The organism is Bradyrhizobium forestalis, assembly GCF_002795245.1.
Classification (GTDB): domain Bacteria; phylum Pseudomonadota; class Alphaproteobacteria; order Rhizobiales; family Xanthobacteraceae; genus Bradyrhizobium; species Bradyrhizobium forestalis.
Map to the genome: position 1 here is coordinate 31,687 of NZ_PGVG01000006.1, position 19,309 is coordinate 50,995.

At 63.3% G+C, this 19,309-nt stretch carries 17 protein-coding genes; 7 read left to right on the forward strand and 10 right to left on the reverse strand.

Going from position 1 to position 19,309, the window contains the following annotated elements; translation table 11 throughout:
* The coding region (locus CVM73_RS09260) for a tandem-95 repeat protein (RefSeq protein WP_158237558.1) at window positions 1-3,043 on the forward strand (3,043 nt) is incomplete at its 5' end.
* 322 nt (window positions 3,044-3,365) lie between these two features.
* The gene (gene dusA, locus CVM73_RS09265) at window positions 3,366-4,340 is read left to right on the forward strand and encodes a tRNA dihydrouridine(20/20a) synthase DusA (RefSeq protein ID WP_430641295.1); all 975 of its coding nucleotides are present in this window, start codon (window positions 3,366-3,368) and stop codon (window positions 4,338-4,340) included.
* Window positions 4,341-4,346: 6 nt separating this feature from the next.
* On the opposite strand, the gene CVM73_RS09270 is transcribed toward dusA, so the two are convergent.
* The 5 genes from CVM73_RS09270 to CVM73_RS09290 form a co-directional block, all read right to left on the reverse strand.
* Entirely contained in the window at window positions 4,347-4,901 is a 555-nt protein-coding gene (locus CVM73_RS09270; RefSeq protein ID WP_100231705.1) for a TIGR02281 family clan AA aspartic protease, read from the reverse strand.
* Between the two features lie 28 nt (window positions 4,902-4,929).
* Window positions 4,930-5,133 carry a DUF1289 domain-containing protein gene (locus CVM73_RS09275; RefSeq protein WP_100231706.1) on the reverse strand — a complete coding sequence of 68 codons (204 nt, stop codon included), beginning with the start codon at window positions 5,131-5,133 and terminating at the stop codon, window positions 4,930-4,932.
* Between the two features lie 44 nt (window positions 5,134-5,177).
* Window positions 5,178-6,773 (reverse strand): sensor histidine kinase, encoded by a 1,596-nt coding sequence (locus CVM73_RS09280; RefSeq protein ID WP_167406736.1) that lies wholly within the window; start codon window positions 6,771-6,773, stop codon window positions 5,178-5,180.
* Between the two features lie 137 nt (window positions 6,774-6,910).
* A complete protein-coding gene (gene nhaD / locus CVM73_RS09285) occupies window positions 6,911-8,191 on the reverse strand; it encodes a sodium:proton antiporter NhaD (protein WP_100231708.1) in 1,281 nt (426 codons plus the stop codon).
* An 86-nt stretch (window positions 8,192-8,277) separates the two neighbouring features.
* Window positions 8,278-9,150: an NAD(P)-dependent oxidoreductase gene (locus tag CVM73_RS09290; RefSeq protein ID WP_100231709.1), complete on the reverse strand. Its 873-nt coding sequence runs from the start codon at window positions 9,148-9,150 to the stop codon at window positions 8,278-8,280.
* Window positions 9,151-9,351: 201 nt separating this feature from the next.
* On the opposite strand from CVM73_RS09290, the gene CVM73_RS09295 reads away from it, so the two are divergent.
* The 5 genes from CVM73_RS09295 (at window position 9,352) to CVM73_RS09315 (ending at window position 14,220) form a co-directional block, all read left to right on the forward strand.
* The gene (locus tag CVM73_RS09295; protein ID WP_100231710.1) at window positions 9,352-9,789 is read left to right on the forward strand and encodes a VOC family protein; all 438 of its coding nucleotides are present in this window, start codon (window positions 9,352-9,354) and stop codon (window positions 9,787-9,789) included.
* 53 nt (window positions 9,790-9,842) lie between these two features.
* Window positions 9,843-10,979, forward strand: coding sequence for an Mrp/NBP35 family ATP-binding protein (locus tag CVM73_RS09300; RefSeq protein WP_100231711.1), 1,137 nt, complete (start codon window positions 9,843-9,845; stop codon window positions 10,977-10,979).
* A gap of 206 nt (window positions 10,980-11,185) precedes the next feature.
* Window positions 11,186-12,274 carry a TRAP transporter substrate-binding protein gene (locus CVM73_RS09305; RefSeq protein WP_100231712.1) on the forward strand — a complete coding sequence of 363 codons (1,089 nt, stop codon included), beginning with the start codon at window positions 11,186-11,188 and terminating at the stop codon, window positions 12,272-12,274.
* Between the two features lie 164 nt (window positions 12,275-12,438).
* A complete protein-coding gene (locus CVM73_RS09310) occupies window positions 12,439-13,527 on the forward strand; it encodes a TRAP transporter substrate-binding protein (RefSeq protein WP_100231713.1) in 1,089 nt (362 codons plus the stop codon).
* Window positions 13,528-13,863: 336 nt separating this feature from the next.
* Window positions 13,864-14,220, forward strand: coding sequence for a YunG family protein (locus tag CVM73_RS09315; RefSeq protein WP_100231714.1), 357 nt, complete (start codon window positions 13,864-13,866; stop codon window positions 14,218-14,220).
* Between the two features lie 104 nt (window positions 14,221-14,324).
* Here the strand turns inward: CVM73_RS09315 and CVM73_RS09320 are convergent, their stop codons facing one another.
* From CVM73_RS09320 to CVM73_RS09340, 5 genes are all read right to left on the reverse strand, one after another.
* On the reverse strand, window positions 14,325-15,281 hold the full coding sequence (locus CVM73_RS09320) for an alpha/beta hydrolase family protein (protein WP_245452268.1): 957 nt from the start codon (window positions 15,279-15,281) through the stop codon (window positions 14,325-14,327).
* 253 nt (window positions 15,282-15,534) lie between these two features.
* Complete coding sequence (locus CVM73_RS09325; RefSeq protein ID WP_100231716.1) at window positions 15,535-15,744, reverse strand: hypothetical protein; 210 nt, start codon at window positions 15,742-15,744, stop codon at window positions 15,535-15,537.
* A 575-nt stretch (window positions 15,745-16,319) separates the two neighbouring features.
* Window positions 16,320-17,924, reverse strand: a complete 1,605-nt coding sequence (locus CVM73_RS09330; protein ID WP_100231717.1) for a TRAP transporter large permease — start codon at window positions 17,922-17,924, stop codon at window positions 16,320-16,322.
* Entirely contained in the window at window positions 17,921-18,460 is a 540-nt protein-coding gene (locus tag CVM73_RS09335; RefSeq protein ID WP_100231718.1) for a TRAP transporter small permease subunit, read from the reverse strand. Before CVM73_RS09335 ends, CVM73_RS09330 begins: the two co-directional genes overlap by 4 nt.
* 301 nt (window positions 18,461-18,761) lie before the next feature.
* On the reverse strand, window positions 18,762-18,998 hold the full coding sequence (locus CVM73_RS09340; RefSeq protein WP_100231719.1) for a hypothetical protein: 237 nt from the start codon (window positions 18,996-18,998) through the stop codon (window positions 18,762-18,764).
* Window positions 18,999-19,309: the final 311 nt, after the last annotated feature.

Genomic DNA, 19,309 nt, shown 5'->3' on the forward strand with positions numbered 1-19,309 from the left:
GCTGACGATCACACCGGTGAACGACGCGCCGGTGCTGTCGGTGCCGCTGTCCGACGTCAATTTGCCAGAGGATACCGCGCTCTCCTACACGATCCCGACCGGCCGCTTCACCGACGTCGACGGCAACACGTTGACCTATTCGGCGACGCTGGCGGATGGCAGCCCGCTGCCGTCCTGGCTGACGCTGACCGGCACCAAGTTCGCCGGAACCCCGCCGCTGAACTTCAACGGCGCCATCGACATCCGGGTCACCGCGAGCGATGGCTCGCTCTCCGCCAGCGACGTCTTCACCCTGACGATCACGCCGAAGAACGACGCGCCGGTGCTGTCGGTGCCGCTCCCCGACGTGTCGTCGCCGGAAGATACGCCGCTGGCGATCACGCTTCCCGCCGGCAGCTTCACAGATATCGACGGCGATACGCTGACCTACACGGCGACGCTCTCCACCGGTGCTGCGCTGCCGGCCTGGCTGAGCTTCGACGGCACCACCTTCACCGGCACGCCGCCGGCGAACTACAACGGCACGCTCAACATCAAGGTCACGGCGCGCGACGGCGCGTTGTCGGCCAGCGACACCTTTGCGCTGACGATCACACCGGTGAACGACGCGCCGGTGCTGTCGGTGCCGCTGTCCGACGTCAATTTGCCAGAGGATACCGCGCTCTCCTACACGATCCCGACCGGCCGCTTCACCGACGTCGACGGCAACACGTTGACCTATTCGGCGACGCTGGCGGATGGCAGCCCGCGGCCGTCCTGGCTGGCGCGGACCGGCACCAAGTTCGCCGGAACCCCGCCGCTGAACTTCAACGGCGCCATCGACATCCGGGGCACCGCGAGCGATGGCTCGCTCTCCGCCAGCGACGTCTTCACCCTGACGATCACGCCGAAGAACGACGCGCCGGTGCTGTCGGGGCCGCTCCCCGACGTGTCGTCGCCGGAAGATACGCCGCTGGCGATCACGCTTCCCGCCGGCAGCTTCACAGATATCGACGGCGATACGCTGACCTACACGGCGACGCTCTCCACCGGTGCTGCGCTGCCGGCCTGGCTGAGCTTCGACGGCACCACCTTCACCGGCACGCCGCCGGCGAATTACAACGGCACGATCAGCCTCAAGGTCACCGCCCGCGACGGTGCGCTGTCGGCCAGCGACATCTTTGCGCTGACCATCACACCGGTGAACGACGCTCCTGTCGTCTCGGTGCCGCGGTCCGACGTCAATTCGGCGGAGGACGCCGCGGTCTCGTTCACGATCCCGACCGGCCGCTTCACCGATCCAGACGGCAACACGCTCACCTACACCGCCACGCTGGCGGATGGCAGCCCGCTGCCGTCCTGGCTGACGCTGACGGGCACCAGGTTCGCTGGCAGCCCGCCGCTGAATTTCAACGGCGCGATCGACATCCTCGTCACCGCCAGCGACGGCTCGCTCACGGCCAGCGACGTGTTCACCCTGACGATCACGCCGGTCAACGACAAGCCGGTCGCGGCCAATGACGGTCCGTTCTCCGTCACCCATGGCGACACGCTCGCGATCGCGGGCGCGAGCCTGCTCGCCAACGACACGGATATCGACGGCGACAATCTGGCCATCGTCTCCGTCGGAGCGCCGCCCAAGGGCACCGTCGTGATCGACGGGCAGGGCGTCAGCTACACGCCCGATTTCGGCTACGAAGGATCCGACAGCTTCACCTATACGATCAGCGATGGCGTCGCGACGGCGACCGCCACCGTCAGCCTCACCATCTCGAACGCCTTCGAGGGCTGGGTGGTGGGCACCGCCAGCAACGATACGCTGGTCGGTGACGCGGTTGCCCCGAACAGCATCTACGGCGCCGCCGGAAACGACGTCATCACCGGCGGCGCTGCGGAGGACCGTCTTGCCGGCGGCGCCGGAACCGACACGCTCAACGGCAATGACGGTGATGACTCGTTCTGGGGCATGGCCGGCAACGACACCATCAATGGCGGCAACGGCACCGATACCGCCTATTACAACGGTGTGATGTCGACCTATTCGATCGTCACGTCGGCGGGTTCGGTTCAGGTCACCGACAATTCCACGGCGAACGGCAGCGACGGCATCGACACGCTCACGAGCATCGAAAGGCTGATCTTCCGCAACGGCGAGACGGTCACTCTGGCGGCGCCGATCATCCTCGATCTCGACGGCCTCGGGGTGGAAACCAGAACCGCCAGCCAATCCTCCGCGACGTTCGACATCGACGGTGACGGAACGGCTGACGACACCAGCTGGATCGGGACCACGGAAGCCTTCCTGTTCCTCGATCGCGACCGCAACGGAACCGTGAGCGGTATTTCGGAGCTGAGCTTTGCCGACGATGTGGCGGGCGCGCGCTCCGATCTCGAAGGGCTGCGGGCCTTCGACAGCAACCGCGACGGAATGCTGTCGGCCGACGACGCTCGCTTCTCGTGCTTCAATCTTTGGCAGGATCGCAACGGCGACGGCTCTGTCCAGGACGGGGAGATCCTGTCGCTGTCGGCCGCAGGCGTGCGCTCGATCAATCTGGCGGCATCGGCAACGGAAGGATCCTGGGAGTTCGGCAGCACCGTGATCGTCAATCACGGAAACTATACCCGCACCGATGGGCGCACGATGGACTATGCCGATGCCGCGCTGACGCAAGCCACGGTGCCGCACCCGCCCGCCGCCAACGTCCCGGACGCCGTCACTTCGGCCCAAACTCTGGCCTCGGCGCTCGAGATCCTGTCGGCGAATCCCGCGCCCTCGATCGGCGAGCAATTCTGGCGCGCGATGGACGCGATGAGAGGGTCGGCCGTCACGGATGAGCCGGACGCAACGCGTGGTACGACAGACGCCGCTGTTCCGTCGCGCGCCCGCGCCAACCCGGGCAGCTGGGTCGGGTGCGTGGCAAGCGGTGAGGGGGCAACGGATCAGCCGCCCGCGCTGCTCGCGCTGATGCGGCAGGAGATGTCGGCGTTCGGCACCAATGCGGGTGCGGCCGATCTCGCCTGGCGCAAGGACGCGGCCGCGCACCCGATGGATTTCTTTGCTTGATGAGTCTGTCGATCGGCAAGCCAAGAGGGAACATAAGAATGCCGGCGGCGGCCTAGTAGAGAGTTGCGCCTGAGACTTCGTCTAATGTGGGCTGAAGGCTCACTTATGTTGATGGATTGGACGAACTCTGCTGCGGCGGGATGCAGCTTCTTCTGGCTGCAGCATTTGCGATCGATCTTGCTCGCTCTTCCCCGATTGCAATCTTCAGGCCGATTGCTCGAGAGCGCGATCTTGAGCATGATGCCACGAGACGCTAGGAGGTGAGAGCAATGTATGATCTAGATCGTCACACACAGGTAAATAATTGAAATCGCAAGACTATATCTTTTCTATCGCCCCCATGATGGACTGGACTGACCGGCATTGCCGCATGTTCCACCGTCACCTGACGCGGCGGGGGCTGCTCTATACGGAGATGCTGACCACGGGCGCAGTCATTCATGGCGACCGGGAGCGGCTGCTTGGGTTCGACACATGCGAGCATCCGGTGGCGCTTCAGCTTGGTGGGTCGGATCCGCAGGAGCTGGCGCAGGCTGCGCGGATCGGCGAGGCGTTTGGCTATGACGAGATCAATCTCAATGTCGGTTGCCCGTCCGATCGTGTGAAGGACGGCCGTTTCGGCGCCTGCCTCATGGCGGAGCCGGAGCTGGTGGCGAGGTGCGTTGACGCCATGAAGCGCGTGGTCGCCGTTCCCGTCACAGTGAAGTGCCGCATCGGGATCGACGATCAAGATCCGGAGGTCGCACTCGATGCGCTCGCGCGTGCGGTGGTGGCGTCCGGCTGCGATGCGCTGATCGTGCACGCGCGCAAGGCCTGGCTCAACGGCCTGTCGCCGAAGGAGAACCGCGACATCCCGCCGCTCGACTATGATCGCGTCTATCGGCTCAAGCGCGCGATGCCTGGTGTGCCCGTCATCATCAATGGCGGCGTTCGGAGCATTGACGAGGCAAAGGCGCATCTTGCCCATGTCGACGGTGTGATGCTCGGCCGCGCCGCCTATCAGGAGCCGTGGCGGCTGCTCAGCGTCGATGCCGTCATCTTCGGTGAGGCGGCACCGCACGCCTCCATGCAGGATGCGCTCGAGGCGATGATGCCCTACATCGAGGAGCAACTCGCGCACGGCACGCGGCTGCATGCCATCACGCGACATTTCGTCGGCGCCTTCCACGCCGTTCCCGGCGCGCGCGCATTCCGGCGGCATCTTGCCGAGCAAGGGGTGAAGCCGGGAGCCGGTCTCGACGTGCTGCGCGATGCGATCGCGCGCGTCGATGCCCGCGCGCCGGCCGAGGCGGCGTAGATTCGTCTAGTCGACCGCCGTGCGGGAGCGGCGGGGACTGCCCTGGAGCTCCGGATACCCTGTCAGCATCAGCTTGTCCGCGCGCACGCCCCAGCTTTCCAGGCGGTCGAGGAAGCTCATGCCGAGCAGATTGGTCTTCATCTGGCCGCGTTGCACGACGAGGGCCGGCACCGACTTCTCGACCAGCTTGCCGACGGCGAGACGGTCGAGCGTGAGCCGGGCCGCCTTGGTGTGGCCGCCCGCGGTCTCGAGGTCGACGTCGTATTCCAGCATCTCGAGCGGCAGCCCGATCGCCTTTGCGGTTTCCCAGGTCAGCACCACCGACGTCGCGCCGGTATCGATCACCATCGGTGCTGTGACGCCATTGATCTTCGCGCGCAGCGTGAATTCCCCGCCCTGACCGCGCGGGATCTGGACGGCCGGCGGCGGGGAGGCGGCCTGTGCGCGAAAAATGTGCGAGACCTTGTGGCTGGCTCGCGTGATCTGGTCGGGATCGCCATAGGCGACGACGGCACCTGCCGTGCCCGCGAGCATGGCCAGAACGAGCATGAGGCGGATCATCGCGCGCCTCCGAAGGCACGCAGGCGGATCAGATGCGTTTTGGCGATCCTGCGATCGGCGCCAGTCCAGCTTCCGTCATGCGCGCCGGCAAGAGGGCCATGATCGCGACCCGGTCTGCGCTCTCCATTGCGTGCCAGCGCGCGATCTCGGGCAAGGTGCGGCCGCAGCCGAAGCACAGCTTGGTCTTGGGATCGATCATGCAGACGGCGACGCACGGCGTTTCTTTGCTCATACGGACATAGTGAGGGATGGTCGGGCATGTCTGCAAGCATCTCGTTAAGAGCCTGTGCCAGCACTCATGATCGGCTTGTGGCGCGGCCGGCGCTTCTCGTCGGGAACGAGCGAACTCTCCGGCTGGAGCGGCGGAGAATCATCCGACAGCGGCGCAAGCGCGCTCATCACGCGCTCCGGTGGGAACGTGACGATCACCTCGGTGCCGATGCGCAGCTTCGATTTCAGCGTGAACGTGCCGCCATGCAGGTCGATCAGATTCTTGGCGATCGGCAGGCCGAGGCCGGCGCCCTGTTCAGCCGACTTGATCGAATTTGAGCCCTGGCCGAACGAGGCGAGCACGACCGGGATCTCGTCCTCGGGGATGCCGGAGCCGGAATCCTTCACCGAGAGATATTGTCCGCCGGAAGCGGTCCACCCCGCCTTGAGCCAGATCTCGCCGCCCTGCGGGGTGAACTTGATCGAGTTGGAGAGCAGGTTGAGCACGACCTGGCGGATCGCGCGCTCGTCGGCCCAAAGCCGCGGCATGGCCTGCTCGAACACTTCGTGGATGGTGATGCCGCGGCTCGAGGCACGCAGCTTCATCAGATGATGGCAGTCGGCGACGATGCCGACCAGCGACACCGCTTCCTCGTTGAGCTCGTAGCGGCCGGCCTCGATCCGCGACAGATCGAGGATCTCGTTGATGAGGTTGAGCAGGTGCACGCCGGAATTGTGGATGTCGGCGGAATATTCCTTGTAGACCGGCACCGCGTGCGCGCCGAAGATTTCGCTCTTCATCACCTCGGAGAAGCCGAGGATGGCGTTCAGCGGCGTGCGCAGCTCGTGGCTCATCTGCGCGAGGAAGCGCGACTTGGCGACGTTGGCGGCCTCGGCGCGGTGGCGCGCTTCGTCCGAGATAGCCTTGGCCTGTTCCAGCTCGCCGATCAGCGCGTCCTTCTCTGCACGCGCTTCCAGCGTGGCGAAGGTGGAGGAGTGCAGGCGGTGCGCCAGCAGGACGAAATAGCCTTCGGCGGCGACCGCCAGCGCTGCCAGAATGTAATTGTCCAGCGATCCGGTCATTGCAAAGCTCAGCGCCATCGCGACCGCAACCGGCGCCGTGGCGGCAAGAGCTGCGATCGGCAGATTGGCAGCGAGCATGCTCGATACTGCGATCACCAGCAGCATCAGGAACATCATCAGCGTTTCCGTGACCATGTCGAGCACGGGATGGATCAGGATCGCCATCCAGCACAGGCCATAGAGCAGGTCGAGCACGACGAAGCGCGTCCGCCATGCGCGCGTCGCGGCGGGCGAGGCGGGCTCGCTCAGGAAGCGCCGGCAACTGCGGATCATGGCGCTGTGGATGCAGAGCATGCCGGCGGTCCAGGCCGCGGCCGGGATCGGCTGCATCCACAGCCCGAACAGCACGCCGGTCGCCACCACCAGCAGCATCACGACATAGGAGGCAGACAGCCGTGTCTGGGCGTATTGCCGCAGCATCTCGGCGTCGAAAGCCGGCCGGGTTCCACTGGTCGACGTTAACTTGTCGCGTGCCTCGCGCACCCGCTGCGCCGCAGCCCTTCGGCTGCTCGCCGATGGCGCGCTCACCGGCTCGGCCGGAAGCTGCACAACCTCGGGCTTTTCAGCGGGGTTACTCATCAAGCAACACGATTCCTGCCCACGCCGGACGCGGGCCTTCTGCATTGTCTATCTGTGGCAAGAAATCCTTAAGAGCTGACTTAAGGAGCTAAAGAATTACGTTAACGGGGCGTTAATTCGGATCTCGCCCGCGCGGCTCAATGCAGCGCCGCGTACTGGGCAATGTAGACCATCGCCCCCGCCAGATATCCCGCCAATGCGGGGCCCGCGATGCGGCGCGCGTACCAGATGAACTCGATCTTCTCGAGCCCCATGGCAGCAACGCCCGCGGCCGAGCCGATGATCAGGATCGAGCCGCCGGTGCCGGCGCAATAGGCGATGAATTCCCAGAGGAAGCTGTCGGGCGGGTAGTGCACCAGATTGTACATGCCCATCGTCGCAGCAACGAGCGGCACGTTGTCGATGATGGCGCTCAACAGGCCGAGCAGGATGACGATGATGTCGAGACGACCGACCGTGGAATCGAGCGATTTTGCCAGCAGTTCCAGGACGCGGGCGTGCTCCAGGCACGCGACGGCCATCAGGATGCCGACGAAGAACACGATCGAGCTCATGTCGATGCGCGTCAGCGCATGGACGAGGGTGAGGGGCCGCCGCGCATCCTCGTCCTTGTGGCGGTGAACGATCTCGCCGACCAGCCAGAGGATGCCCAGCCCGAACAGGATGCCCATGAAAGGGGCAAGGTGCGTCACGGCCTTGAAAACCGGAACGGCGACCAAGGTGCCGAGGCCGAGGTAGAACATCAGATTGCGCTCGAACAGCTCGACTCTAAGCGCCCGCTCTTGCCCTTGCAGCGGCGGGACGATCTCCTTTCCCTTGAGCGAATAGCCGATGATGAGCAGCGGTATCAGCAGGTTGAACAGTGACGGCAGGAACACCGACCTCATGATGTTGACGGGAGAGATCTGTCCTCCGATCCAGAGCATCGTCGTCGTGACGTCGCCGATCACGGTCCAGGCACCGCCGGCGTTGGCGGCAATCACGATGATGGACGCAAACAGCAGGCGGTCGCTCTTGTTGCCGATCAGCTTCTGGATCAGCGAGATCATCACGATGGTGGTCGTCAGATTGTCGAGGATCGCACTCAGGAAGAACGTCACGAAGCCGATGATCCACATCAGCGTGATCTGCTTCGTGGTGCGGATGACCGAGGTGATGACCTCGAAGCCGTTGTGGGCGTCGATGACCTCCACGATCGTCATGGCACCAATCAGGAAGAAGACGATCTGCGCGGTCGAGGCGACGGATTCGTCGAGTTGGTGGTTGACGAGCGAGGCGTCGCCGACGGCGAGCGCATAGATGGTCCAAAGCAGGCCCGCTCCCAGCAGAGCCGAAGCGCTCTTGTTGACGCCGAGCGGGTGTTCGAGCGCGATGGCAGCATACGCAACAATGAAGACGGCGGCGATCACGCTCAGCAACTCAGTCCCCCCAATTCGTTGTTCTCGATGCGCCTGTCAGGCCTCGTCGCGGCGCTGGCGCCGCGTCGGGACCGTCGATGCCCGCCTCAGCGTTGCAGGCGCGCAAGCAGGCTCGACGTATCCCAGCGCTTGCCACCCATCTTCTCGACCTCGGCATAGAACTGGTCGACCAGCGCGGTGACAGGCAGAGTGGCGCCGTTGCGGCGGGCTTCAGCGAGCGAGATCGAGAGGTCCTTGCGCATCCATTCGACCGCGAAGCCGAAATCGTACTTGCCCTCGTTCATGGTCTTGTAGCGGTTCTCCATCTGCCAGGACTGCGCGGCCCCTTTCGATATGGTCTCGATCACTGCGGCGACGTCGAGGCCGCTCTTCTTGGCGAAGTGGATACCCTCGGAGAGACCCTGAACGAGGCCGGCGATGCAGATCTGGTTGACCATCTTCGTCAGCTGGCCGCTTCCGGCGGGCCCGAGCAGTTTGCACATCCGCGCATAGGCGCCAGTGATGATCGGCTCGGCGCCCGAATAGGCATCCTGCGCGCCGCCGCACATCACGGTCAGCACGCCGTTCTCGGCGCCGGCCTGGCCGCCGGAGACCGGGGCGTCGACGAATTTGAAGCCAGCCTTGATGGCGGCTGCGTCCAGCTCACGTGCGACCTCGGCGGAGGCGGTGGTGTGGTCGACGAAGGTCGCCCCCTTCTTCATGGCGGCGAAGGCGCCGTCAGGGCCGATCGTGACCGCGCGCAGATCGTTGTCGTTGCCGACGCAGCACATCACGAAATCCTGGCCCTCGGCGGCGGCCTTCGGGGTCGGTGCGGTCTTGCCGCCGAATTTGTCCGCCCATTCCTTCGCCTTGGCCGCGGTGCGGTTGTAGACGGTGACCTCATGGCCCCCTTTTTTCACGAGGTGTCCGGCCATGGGGAAGCCCATCACGCCGAGACCGAGGAAAGCGACTTTAGCCATTGTGGTACCTTGTCCGTAGTTTGGGTTTTACGGTTCTTGCCAGGCGAGGGACGCCTGGGTTCCGCGGTGAGGGCGGATCGGAGGCGCACCATAAACCGTTAGGCCGGGAGGGCAACGGCTTCGTTTGGCGGCCTCCTGTGCTCGGCGGCCTCCTGTGCTAGGATGGCGGACCTAAGGACTTCAAAACAAGGGAGCGAGAGCATGGGCGGCGTGAGCGTTGGCGTCCTCGATCATTTCAACATCCGGACGCGGAATCTGGCCGAGACCGTCCGCTTCTACGAGGATGTGCTGGGCCTGGAAAAAGGGCCACGGCCGAATTTCGCCTTCCCGGGCGCCTGGATGTACAGCGAGGGTAAGCCGGTGGTGCACCTCGTCGACATTTCTCAGACCGCCGAGCCACAAAAGCCGGATTCCGGCGTTGTCCACCACGTCGCCTTCGTCAGCCGCGGCTTTGACGGCATGAAACAGCGGCTGGCGTCAAAAGGGATGAAGTTCGAGTCCCGCCAGGTGCCCGGCGGCGACCTCTGGCAGATCTTCGTCCACGACCCCAACGGGGTCATGATCGAGCTGAATTACGAGGCCGCCCGGGAGCAGGGGGCGGCGCCTGCTGAAAAAGCTGACGATATCGGCAGGCAGTAGCCTTTTGGGCGTTTCCGCTCTAATGGGGCATCCTCAACTCTAGGAGATGCGCTTTGAGCGTGACGCAGCAACAGGTTCTCGACAGCCTCGCCAGGGTCAAGTCGCCCCGCGGGGTCGCGCTCACCCATGCCAATGTGCTGAGCGCGATCAGCGCGTCCGACGGCAAGGTGTTCTTCTCGATCAACGTCGATGCCGCCGAGGCGCGGGCCTGGGAATCCGTCCGGGCCGAAGCGGAGGCCGCCGTGCGCGCCATTCCCGGCGTCACCACCGCCATGGTGGCGCTGACCGCCGAGCGCAAGCCGGGCTCCGCGCCGCCGCCACCTCCGCAGCCGAGCCGCGGCACCCCCGGCGTGCAGCCGGTCCATGCCCACAAGCCGCCGCAGGGCGGTGGGTCGCCGATGGCGCGGCAATCGGAAATCCCCGGCGTTGCCGCTGTGATCGCGGTCGCCTCCGGCAAGGGCGGGGTGGGCAAGTCGACCACCGCGCTCAATCTGGCGCTCGGCCTGCGCGACCTCGGCCTCAAGGTCGGGTTGCTCGATGCCGACATCTACGGCCCCTCGGTGCCGCGCCTGACGGGCCTGCGCGACAAGCCGGAGCTGAACGACGCGCGCAAGATGATTCCGCTTCGGCGTTTCGGCCTCGCCATCATGTCGATCGGCTTCCTGGTCGAGGAGGAGACCGCGATGATCTGGCGCGGTCCGATGGTGATGTCGGCGGTGACGCAGATGCTGCGCGATGTCGAATGGGGCAAGCTCGACGTTCTCGTCGTCGACATGCCGCCGGGCACCGGCGATGCCCAGCTCACGCTGGCGCAGAACGTTCCGCTCAAGGGCGCCGTGATCGTCTCGACTCCGCAGGACCTGTCCCTGATCGACGCGCGGCGGGGGCTTGCCATGTTCAGGAAGGTCAACGTGCCCGTGCTCGGCATCGTCGAGAATATGAGCTACTTCCAGTGCCCGCAGTGCGGCACCAAGTCCGACATTTTCGGCCATGGCGGGGCGCGGCACGAGGCCGAAAAGCTCGGGGTGCCATTCCTGGGGGAGATCCCCCTGCACATGGCGATTCGCGCCACCTCGGACGCCGGCAATCCCGTCGTCGACAGCGAGCCGGACGGCCCTCATGCGGCGATCTACCGCGCCATCGCGGGCCAGGTCCGGGACCAGCTCAAGGGTGTCATCGCGGCGGCCTGAACCGGTCGACACAGCAAGCTGCGGGGACATGCGACTTTCGTAGAGCCCCGTCATGCCATTGTCGCGTTCCGCAAGCGGGACTTCCGTGTTAAAGGCCCACGGCAGTCAAGCCCCTTCGGTTCGACGCGGTCCCAATGCGTTGCCGGAATGAGCGGCGGCAAGAAGAGAAGTCAAGGGGAAACGCCCCAGCAAGGAGAGACCTGAAGATGAAGCGTCGTGATTTTCTCAAAGTGTCGGCAGCAGGCGCGGCGGCGACCGCGGTGGCCTCGCCGGCGATCGCGCAGTCCTCGCCCGAGGTGAAGTGGCGCCTGACTTCGAGCTTCCCGAAGTCGCTCGACACCATCTATGGCGGCGCCGAGCAGGTGGCGAAATACGTCGCCGAGATGACTGACAACAAGTTCCAGATCCAGGTGTTCGCGGCCGGCGAAATCGTCCCCGGCCTGCAGGCGCTCGATGCGACCTCGAACGGCACGGTCGACATGTGCCACACCGTCTCATACTACTACGTCGGCAAGGACCCGACCTTCGCGATCTTCGCCTCGGTGCCGTTCGGCCTCAACGCGCGCCAGCAGAATTCGTGGCTCTATCAGGGCGGCGGCAACGAGCTCGCCAACGAGTTCTTCAAGAAGTCGAACGTGATCGGCTTCCCCTGCGGCAACACCGGTACCCAGATGGGCGGCTGGTTCCGCAAGGAGATCAAGACCGTCGCCGACCTCTCCGGCCTCAAGATGCGCATCGGCGGCATCGCCGGCCAGGTGCTTCAGAAGGTCGGCGTGGTTCCGCAGCAGCTCGCCGGCGGCGACATCTATCCGGCGCTGGAAAAGGGCACCATCGACGCTGCCGAGTGGGTCGGCCCCTATGATGACGAGAAGCTCGGCTTCGCCAAGGTCGCCAAGTACTACTATTATCCGGGCTTCTGGGAAGGCGGTCCGACCGTCCATGCCTTCGCCAACCTGGAAAAGTGGAACGCGCTGCCGAAGAGCTACCAGGCGATCCTCACCAACGCGACGGCCAATGCCAACAGCTGGATGGCCGCGCGCTACGACATGCAGAACCCGGCGGCGCTGAAGCGTCTGGTCGCCGGCGGCACCCAGCTGCGCCCGTTCACCAACGAGGTGCTGGAAGCCTGCCTCAAGGCGACCAACGAATTGTGGGCGGAGATCTCGGGCAAGAACCCCGACTTCAAGAAGTCGATCGACGCCATGCAGGCCTACCGCTCCGACGAATATCTGTGGTGGCAGGTTGCCGAATACACCTATGACAGCTTCATGATCCGCTCGCGCACCCGCGGCTGATCTACGGCTTAAGTCGTAAGACCAGTAGCCCGGCCTCCCCAGGAGGCCGGGCTTTTTCTTTGGCCGCGGTGCGATCGGGGTGGCATTCGGCCCCGCGATGTTCCATGCTGTCGAAAAGCCTCGGCAAGAAGGCTCCACAAGCAGATCCATCAGGGTAGGAAATCATGAAGAGAAGAGACTTCATCAAGGTCACAGGACTTGGTGCGGCCGGCGCCGCCACGCTCGCGGCTCCCGCGATCGCGCAGTCGATGCCGGAAATCAAATGGCGCATGCCGACGAGCTGGCCGAAATCGCTCGACACGCTGTTTGGCGGCGCCGAGATGATGTGCAAGATGGTCGCGGAGGCGACCGACAACAAATTCCAGATCCAGATCTTCGCAGCCGGCGAGATCGTGCCGGGTCTCCAGGTGCTCGACGCCGTGCAGAACGGCACTTGCGAGATCGGCCACACCGCGTCCTACTATTATTTCGGCAAGGACCCGACCTTCACCTTCGGCTCGGCCGTGCCGTTCGGCCCCAACATGCGCATCAACCAGGCCTGGTACATGCTGGGCGGTGGCCGCGACGTTCTCAACGAGTTCTACAAGGGCTACAACGTCGTCTCGCTGCTCGCGGGCAACACCGGCTGCCAGATGGGCGGCTGGTTCAGGAAAGAGGTCAACACGCCCGACGATCTCAAGGGCATGAAATTCCGCATCGGCGGCTTCACTGGCCGCGTGCTCCAGAAGCTCGGCGTTGTGCCGCAGCAGCTCGCCGGCGGCGATATCTATCCTGCGCTGGAGAAGGGCACCATCGATGCCGCCGAATGGGTCGGCCCCTATGACGACGAGAAGCTCGGCTTCTACAAGATCGCGCCGCACTACTACTATCCCGGCTGGTGGGAAGGCGGACCGATGCTGCTCGCCTTCGTCAACCTCGACAAGTGGAATGCGCTGCCGAAATATTACCAGAGCGTGCTCGAGCAGGCCGGCCACTACGCCAACAACTACATGATGGCGCGCTACGACAACGCCAATCCGCTGGCGCTGAAGAAGCTGCTCGCGGGCGGCACCAAGCTGCATGCCTTCTCACCGTCGATCATGGATGCCTGCTACAAGGCCGCCAAGGAGCTGCACGCCGAAGTCGCCGCAACCAACCCCAACTTCAAGAAGGTGCACGACTCGCTCGCCAAGTTCACGAGCGACGGCTACTCCTGGTTCCAGGTCGCCGAGGTCGGCTACGACATCTTCATGGCGCGGCGCTCGCAGAGCTGATCGCCCGATCGGTCGCATGCAACGCCCCGGAGCGAAGGCTCCGGGGCGTTGCTGTTTGGAGGGGCTGGACTCAAAATATGGAAAAACAACCCCATGCACAGTAGCCAACTGCTTGATAAGTCGTGAAGAAAACTGGCGGTCCAAGCGGGCTTCGCGGAGGGGGCCGGTGCTGCGGAGTGCGGGAGAAGTCGATGCCGGCATCGGCCGATCGATGGATCGTTGCGCTCGGCAGCTCCTCGACCCAGGCGCAGTATGACCCGTCGGGCAAAACAGGAGTAGAAAGCAATCATCGAATAATCCGAAATCGAGTTCGTCGGTGCCGACCTGGAGACGTCGATGAGCTTCGATCCCGACGATGTTCAAAGAACGCTACGCAGGGCATGGTCGTTGGCGACGGCCAGCCAATGGACGGCGACCAATCCCGCGGCCGGGCAGTGCAACGTCACTGCGCTGCTCATTCACGAACTCTTCGGCGGTGACTTGCTGAAGACGCCTCTGCCGGCAGGGGACCATTTCTACAATCGGATCGAGGGCCGCAGGTATGACTTCACGGCGAGCCAGTTCGATGAGCCGATCGTTTACATGGATTCACCTGCAAGTCGGGCCGACGCAGCGTTGGGAGCAACAGGCGACCAGCTGACTGAACTCAGAGTCGCATTTCAAGAGCACCGTACTAAGCCGGCGGCAAAATGAGGCGGACCAAGCGATGCGCGACGAGACAGGTGGCAAGGAAGGCCATTCGTGATCAACTCACGGCGTTGAGGTCAACTGACGTCCGTCCATTCGCTGGCTACGATCTACTGACCAGCTTTCACCAGATGTTTTCGGAAGAAGGCCAGCGTAGCTGTGTTGAACTGCGCGTGAAAGGCGACGCGGTCGAACCCCGGCCTGTCGGTGCAGACGTCAGGCCGCTTCTTCGCCAAACCCGGCGTGCAGGGCGGAAGAAATGCATAATGACCGGCACCCGACACGAGATGATAGTCGGGTCTGACCGGCAGGTTGCGCTCAATCACTGAAACATAGTCCAGTGTAACTTCGCCGCCGGTCTTGTCCTCTGCACTCAGCGCCGACGCCCACAGCTGGATCGGGATTGTCACGTCCTTCAGAGCCTCACGGTCGAACAAGGGACCGAAGGCGGGGTCGGCGATGACAAGGGCTTTGACGCGTTGGTCGTGCACGAATGGCTGTGCCGAAATCTCGTTTCGTCGCAGTTCGGCGCAGCTGGGTTTCGGAGAATTTTCCGGGCACAGGGCGATGGCCTTTCGCAGATCGGGATTGGCGCCGGCGACGACCAGGCCGGTGTAGCCGCCCCTGGAAAAACCAAAAAAACCGATGTGATCGCCGTCGAGCTTCGCATGGTCGGACCATGCGGTGAGCATGTAGTCGATCAACCTCGTGACGTCGGCCGGGCGCTCCGTCAATGCGGCGAGCGTGTCCGCACGGCTCATGTCGCCGCCGCCGGCATCGACCGGATGGTCGAGCGCGACGACGACGAAGCCGCCATCGGCGAGCACCTCGGCCGTGTCATGGTGGCCGACGAAGCCTCCTCCATAGCCGTGCGAGATCACGATCAATGGCAGCTTTTCACCGGAGACTGCACAGTTCTGCGTTGCAGGCAGAGTGATCGCGCGAAGCTTTACTTCGCCCGCTGGCTCGCGGCAGGGAGACCAGACAGCCGCCTGGAACCCTGGAAAGCCGGCTTCGGCCGGCACCGTGATGAAACGAAAACCGGCCGCCTCGGCGAGCGTCGCCATCAGGCAGAAAGCGGCGGCGAGCGTGAACCGGTGGACGTGCATGCATTGCTCCGACGCCTATTACCCTGCGAGCTCTTGCGATGGCTATCCGGCAAGCTTCTCAAGAAGCGTGTGGGTGGCTAGTGCCACCATTGGAAGCACCACGATCGCCGTCAAAAATCGCTGTTTCAGATATTGCCTCTGCTGATCGTCTTTGGGGAAGACTTCCTACCAAGCCAGACTAGCAGCAGCGGCCGGGGTTGGTCGAATGCTTCTAGCGAACAACGCCATGCGCATCATCCGTGCCCGCAATGAGCCAATCGATCCCCAGCAGGCCAGCTTCGAGGATCACGAAGGCGACAATCCCGCCGAGCCAACCGAAGAAGACGACGGAAAAGGTCCCGAGCAAGATCGCGCAAAAGACGTCGGCGAGGATCTTGCAGATGCGAAAGTCCCGGTCCTGTCCGGATGGAAAATACGACATCGGGCTCCTCCAGGCGCAGCTCTGTCCTTGAATTTAGCCACAGCGCGAGGCGACCGTCCACTCCACCGGAAGGGCGGCCCGTCGCCGGGGCAAGACCTGGATTCACCGCGCCCTATTGCGGAATGGCTTTAGGTCGAATCGATCGCTGCGGCTCATTCACCTCTCCCGCTTGCGGGAGAGGTCGGCGCGTCCGGGCGATGCGAAGCATCGTCCCGCGCGCCGGGTGAGGGCTTTCTCCTCTTGGAGATTGTCCCAATGCGGAAGCACCCTCTCCCAACCCTCTCCCAACCCTCTCCCGCAAGCGCAGGGCTATCGCATATGACGCGTGGCGGCAGCCTGCGCGCACGCCTCGTCCTTCGAGACGGCGCTTACGCACCTCCTCTCCATGAACCACCTGCGAGACGTCGTCTGACAGGTGGTTCATGGAGAGGAGCCCGCCTAAAGCGGGCGTCTCGAAGGATGGCCGCAGGGAAAGGTTCTCAAATGCGATAGCCCTGCCCGCAAGCGGGAGAGGGAGCGCACCTCCTTCGCTGCAGCAATCAAACCTCATCTCATCACGGCTTAAGGTCCGCCGGTCAGTTCTTTGGCTGGCTGAAATCGAGTGGAGGTGGCAGCTCGATTTCCGGAATCTCGATCTTGATCTTGTCCAGATCCACCTTCGCAGGCGCGTCGAGCAGCGCAGTCACCGTTATCGGGAATGCGATGACTACAGCAACCATGATCGCCTGCAGGCCGATCCAAGGCATTGCGCCCCAGTAGATGTCTGAGCTCTTGACCTCCTTCGGCGCCACACCCCGCAAGTAGAACAACGCGAAGCCGAAGGGGGGATGCAGGAAGGAGGTCTGCATGTTGACGCAGAGCATGACGCCAAACCAGATCAAGGCGGCATCCGCGCCGACGACAGGCGTGAGCAGCTTGTGCGCGATCGGCGCAATCATGGGGATGATGATGAAGGCGATCTCGAAGAAATCGAGGAAGAAGGCGATGAAGAAGATGAACAGGTTGATGAAGATCAGGAAGCCCCAGACGCCGCCCGGCAGCGACGTCAGCATGTGCTCCAGCCAGACACCACCGTTGCAGCCGAGAAAGACAATCGAGAAGCAAGTTGATCCGATCAGGATGAAGGTCACCATGCAGGTGATGCGCATGGTGGTCTCATAGCCCTGCTTAACCAGGGTGCGCAGGTCGGGGATCCTGATTGCTTCGATGCAGACCCACGCCACTGCGAGATAGGCAATTGCAAAGGCAATCTTGAACGGCAGGTTCGGCGTGAAATAGATGCCGATCATGGTGCCGACACCAGCAGCGGCGACGCCGGCGAGCAGCACCTTCCGACCGGCCGAGCTGAAATCCTTGTGATGGATGACGGCGAGGACGATCGCGCCGACAGCGCCCATCGCGCCCGCTTCGGTCGGGGTCGCGAGGCCAAGCATCATCGTGCCGAGCACCACGAAGATCAGAACGGCGGACGGGATGATGCCAAGGAGGCACTTGCGCCAGAGCGCCCAGCCCATGAGCGTCCTCGCTTCCTTGGGCACTGCCGGGACATGACCCGGCTTGACCACGCTTAGAACAAACGTGTAGCCCGCGAACAGGGCGATCTGGAGGATCGATGGCCCCCAAGCGCCCAGATACATGTCGCCAACCGACTTCCCGAGCTGGTCGGCGAGCACGATCAGAACCAGCGAGGGAGGCACCAGCTGGGTAATGGTGCCGGAGGCTGCAAGCACGCCGGTGATGTAGCGCATGTTGTAGCCGTAGCGGATCATGACCGGCATCGAGATCAGCGCCATCGCGATCACCTGGGCCGCGACGGTGCCTGTGATCGCACCGAGGATGAAGCCGACGATGATCACGGAATAGCCGAGACCGCCTCGAATGGGGCCGAACAACTGCCCCATCGAATCCAGCATGTCCTCTGCGAGGCCGCATCGTTCGAGGATCGCGCCCATGAACGTGAAGAATGGAATGGCCAGCAGCAGCTCGTTGGCCAGAACGCTGCCGTAGATGCGCTCCGGGATCGCCTGGAGGAAGCTGAATCCGAAGAATCCCTCGTGGATCGCGAGAAATCCGAACGACAGCCCGAGAGCTGCCAGAGTGAAGGCGACCGGGAAACCGATCAACATCGCCACGACCAGTCCGCCGAACATCAGCGGCGGCATCATCTCAATCGTGATCATTGGGTCGGCCGCTCGTATTTCGCATCGATGGTGACTTCACCGCGCAAGGCGGCGGCGCGTTTGATGACCTCCGAGATCCCTTGCAACGCCACCATGAAGAATCCGGCCGGCAGGACAAACTTGATCGGCCACCGCAGGAGGCCGCCGGCATTGTTGGACATCTCGCCGATGATGAACGAGTTGTAGAACATCGCCCATGACAGGTAGCTGAGGAGCAGGCACGCGGGGACGAGGAAAACCAATGTCCCGATCAGGTCCAGCCACAGCTGCCCGCGTTCGGAAAGCATGAGGTAGAGGATTTCGACGCGCACATGCTCGTTGCGCTTGAAAGTGTAGGACGCACCGAACATCACGACGACAGCGAACATGTACCACTGGGTCTCGAGCCAGCTGTTGGAGCTGTAGCTGAAGGCGTAGCGGATCATCGCGTTTGCAGCGCTGACCAGGCAGGCCGCGAGCACCAGAACGTTGCAGACGTTGCCGACTTTTTCGTTCAGCCAGTCGATAGCTGCACTCATCGCCAACAATGGGCGCATCGATGTCTTTTCCCCGCTCGCCGAGTGCTGACTCCAAACGAGCAGGACCATGGTGCTGCATCAGCTGCCATCCATGTCTGCGCGGGAGCTCGTCCACCCTCCTGATGCTTCCGCTCGTTGTTGTTGTCGGCGAGACATGTGAGTACCTCAGCCGCGCGTGAAGCAAGGCAGCTTTACCGTCGGTAGTTTTCTGGTCAACAGAAAAATGGAAAGATTTGCCGCGGTGCTGCAAATCGATCCCCGGCTGGTCTGACGATGATAGCGCATGTTCTGAGATCGCCATGCGCGTGCCGAGGTCCGTCTAACCTTCGATGTCGTACTGCTTGCTCAGGTGATCGCCGATCTGGACAAGCATGGCAACGCATTCGGGGTAGCCGGGTCGATCCGACGTGGCCTTATCTGCACTGGCTCGAAACTCCCAGGACTTGCCATCACGGAGGATCGAAATCATCATTCCGTCGGGGCAGTCGGCGTGAACCTTCAACTCGGCCTTTGCCATAGCGATGAGTTCGCCTTGCGTTTTCACAGGTTTGCTCATGAAGCTCGTCCTTCGATCTGATGTAGAGACTCGCTGATCAAAGCTAGCAAACAAAGTCCCGCGACGCTCTGCCAGAACCCTTAGATTGGCTTACACGAAGCTGACAAGATGCCGGCCATCGTCAGCTGTTGCCCATCACAAGCCGCCAATGTTGTTGAGCGTGCGAGACTTTGCGCCAGGCATCTCGACGTCGACGCGGTAGGTAGTTTTTCGGTGTTTCTTTCGCGGAACGATCGGGCTATCGGAATCTGGCAATCGGGCTGAAGTCGCTGCGGTATCAGATGGGTTTCACCGCCGTTCCGACTTCGCGG

Bases quoted from the DNA above. Each gene is read 5' to 3' on its own strand.
- CVM73_RS09335 (WP_100231718.1), bottom strand. From the start codon at position 18,460: ATGCGCCCATTGTTGGCGATGAGTGCAGCTATCGACTGGCTGAACGAA.
- CVM73_RS09325 (WP_100231716.1), bottom strand. From the start codon at position 15,744: ATGTCGTATTTTCCATCCGGACAGGACCGGGACTTTCGCATCTGCAAG.
- CVM73_RS09295 (WP_100231710.1), top strand. From the start codon at position 9,352: ATGGGCGGCGTGAGCGTTGGCGTCCTCGATCATTTCAACATCCGGACG.
- CVM73_RS09340 (WP_100231719.1), bottom strand. From the start codon at position 18,998: ATGAGCAAACCTGTGAAAACGCAAGGCGAACTCATCGCTATGGCAAAG.
- CVM73_RS09305 (WP_100231712.1), top strand. From the start codon at position 11,186: ATGAAGCGTCGTGATTTTCTCAAAGTGTCGGCAGCAGGCGCGGCGGCG.
- CVM73_RS09290 (WP_100231709.1), bottom strand. From the start codon at position 9,150: ATGGCTAAAGTCGCTTTCCTCGGTCTCGGCGTGATGGGCTTCCCCATG.
- CVM73_RS09330 (WP_100231717.1), bottom strand. From the start codon at position 17,924: ATGATCACGATTGAGATGATGCCGCCGCTGATGTTCGGCGGACTGGTC.
- CVM73_RS09320 (WP_245452268.1), bottom strand. From the start codon at position 15,281: ATGGCGACGCTCGCCGAGGCGGCCGGTTTTCGTTTCATCACGGTGCCG.
- CVM73_RS09280 (WP_167406736.1), bottom strand. From the start codon at position 6,773: ATGAGTAACCCCGCTGAAAAGCCCGAGGTTGTGCAGCTTCCGGCCGAG.
- CVM73_RS09310 (WP_100231713.1), top strand. From the start codon at position 12,439: ATGAAGAGAAGAGACTTCATCAAGGTCACAGGACTTGGTGCGGCCGGC.
- CVM73_RS09270 (WP_100231705.1), bottom strand. From the start codon at position 4,901: ATGATCCGCCTCATGCTCGTTCTGGCCATGCTCGCGGGCACGGCAGGT.
- CVM73_RS09315 (WP_100231714.1), top strand. From the start codon at position 13,864: ATGAGCTTCGATCCCGACGATGTTCAAAGAACGCTACGCAGGGCATGG.
- CVM73_RS09275 (WP_100231706.1), bottom strand. From the start codon at position 5,133: ATGAGCAAAGAAACGCCGTGCGTCGCCGTCTGCATGATCGATCCCAAG.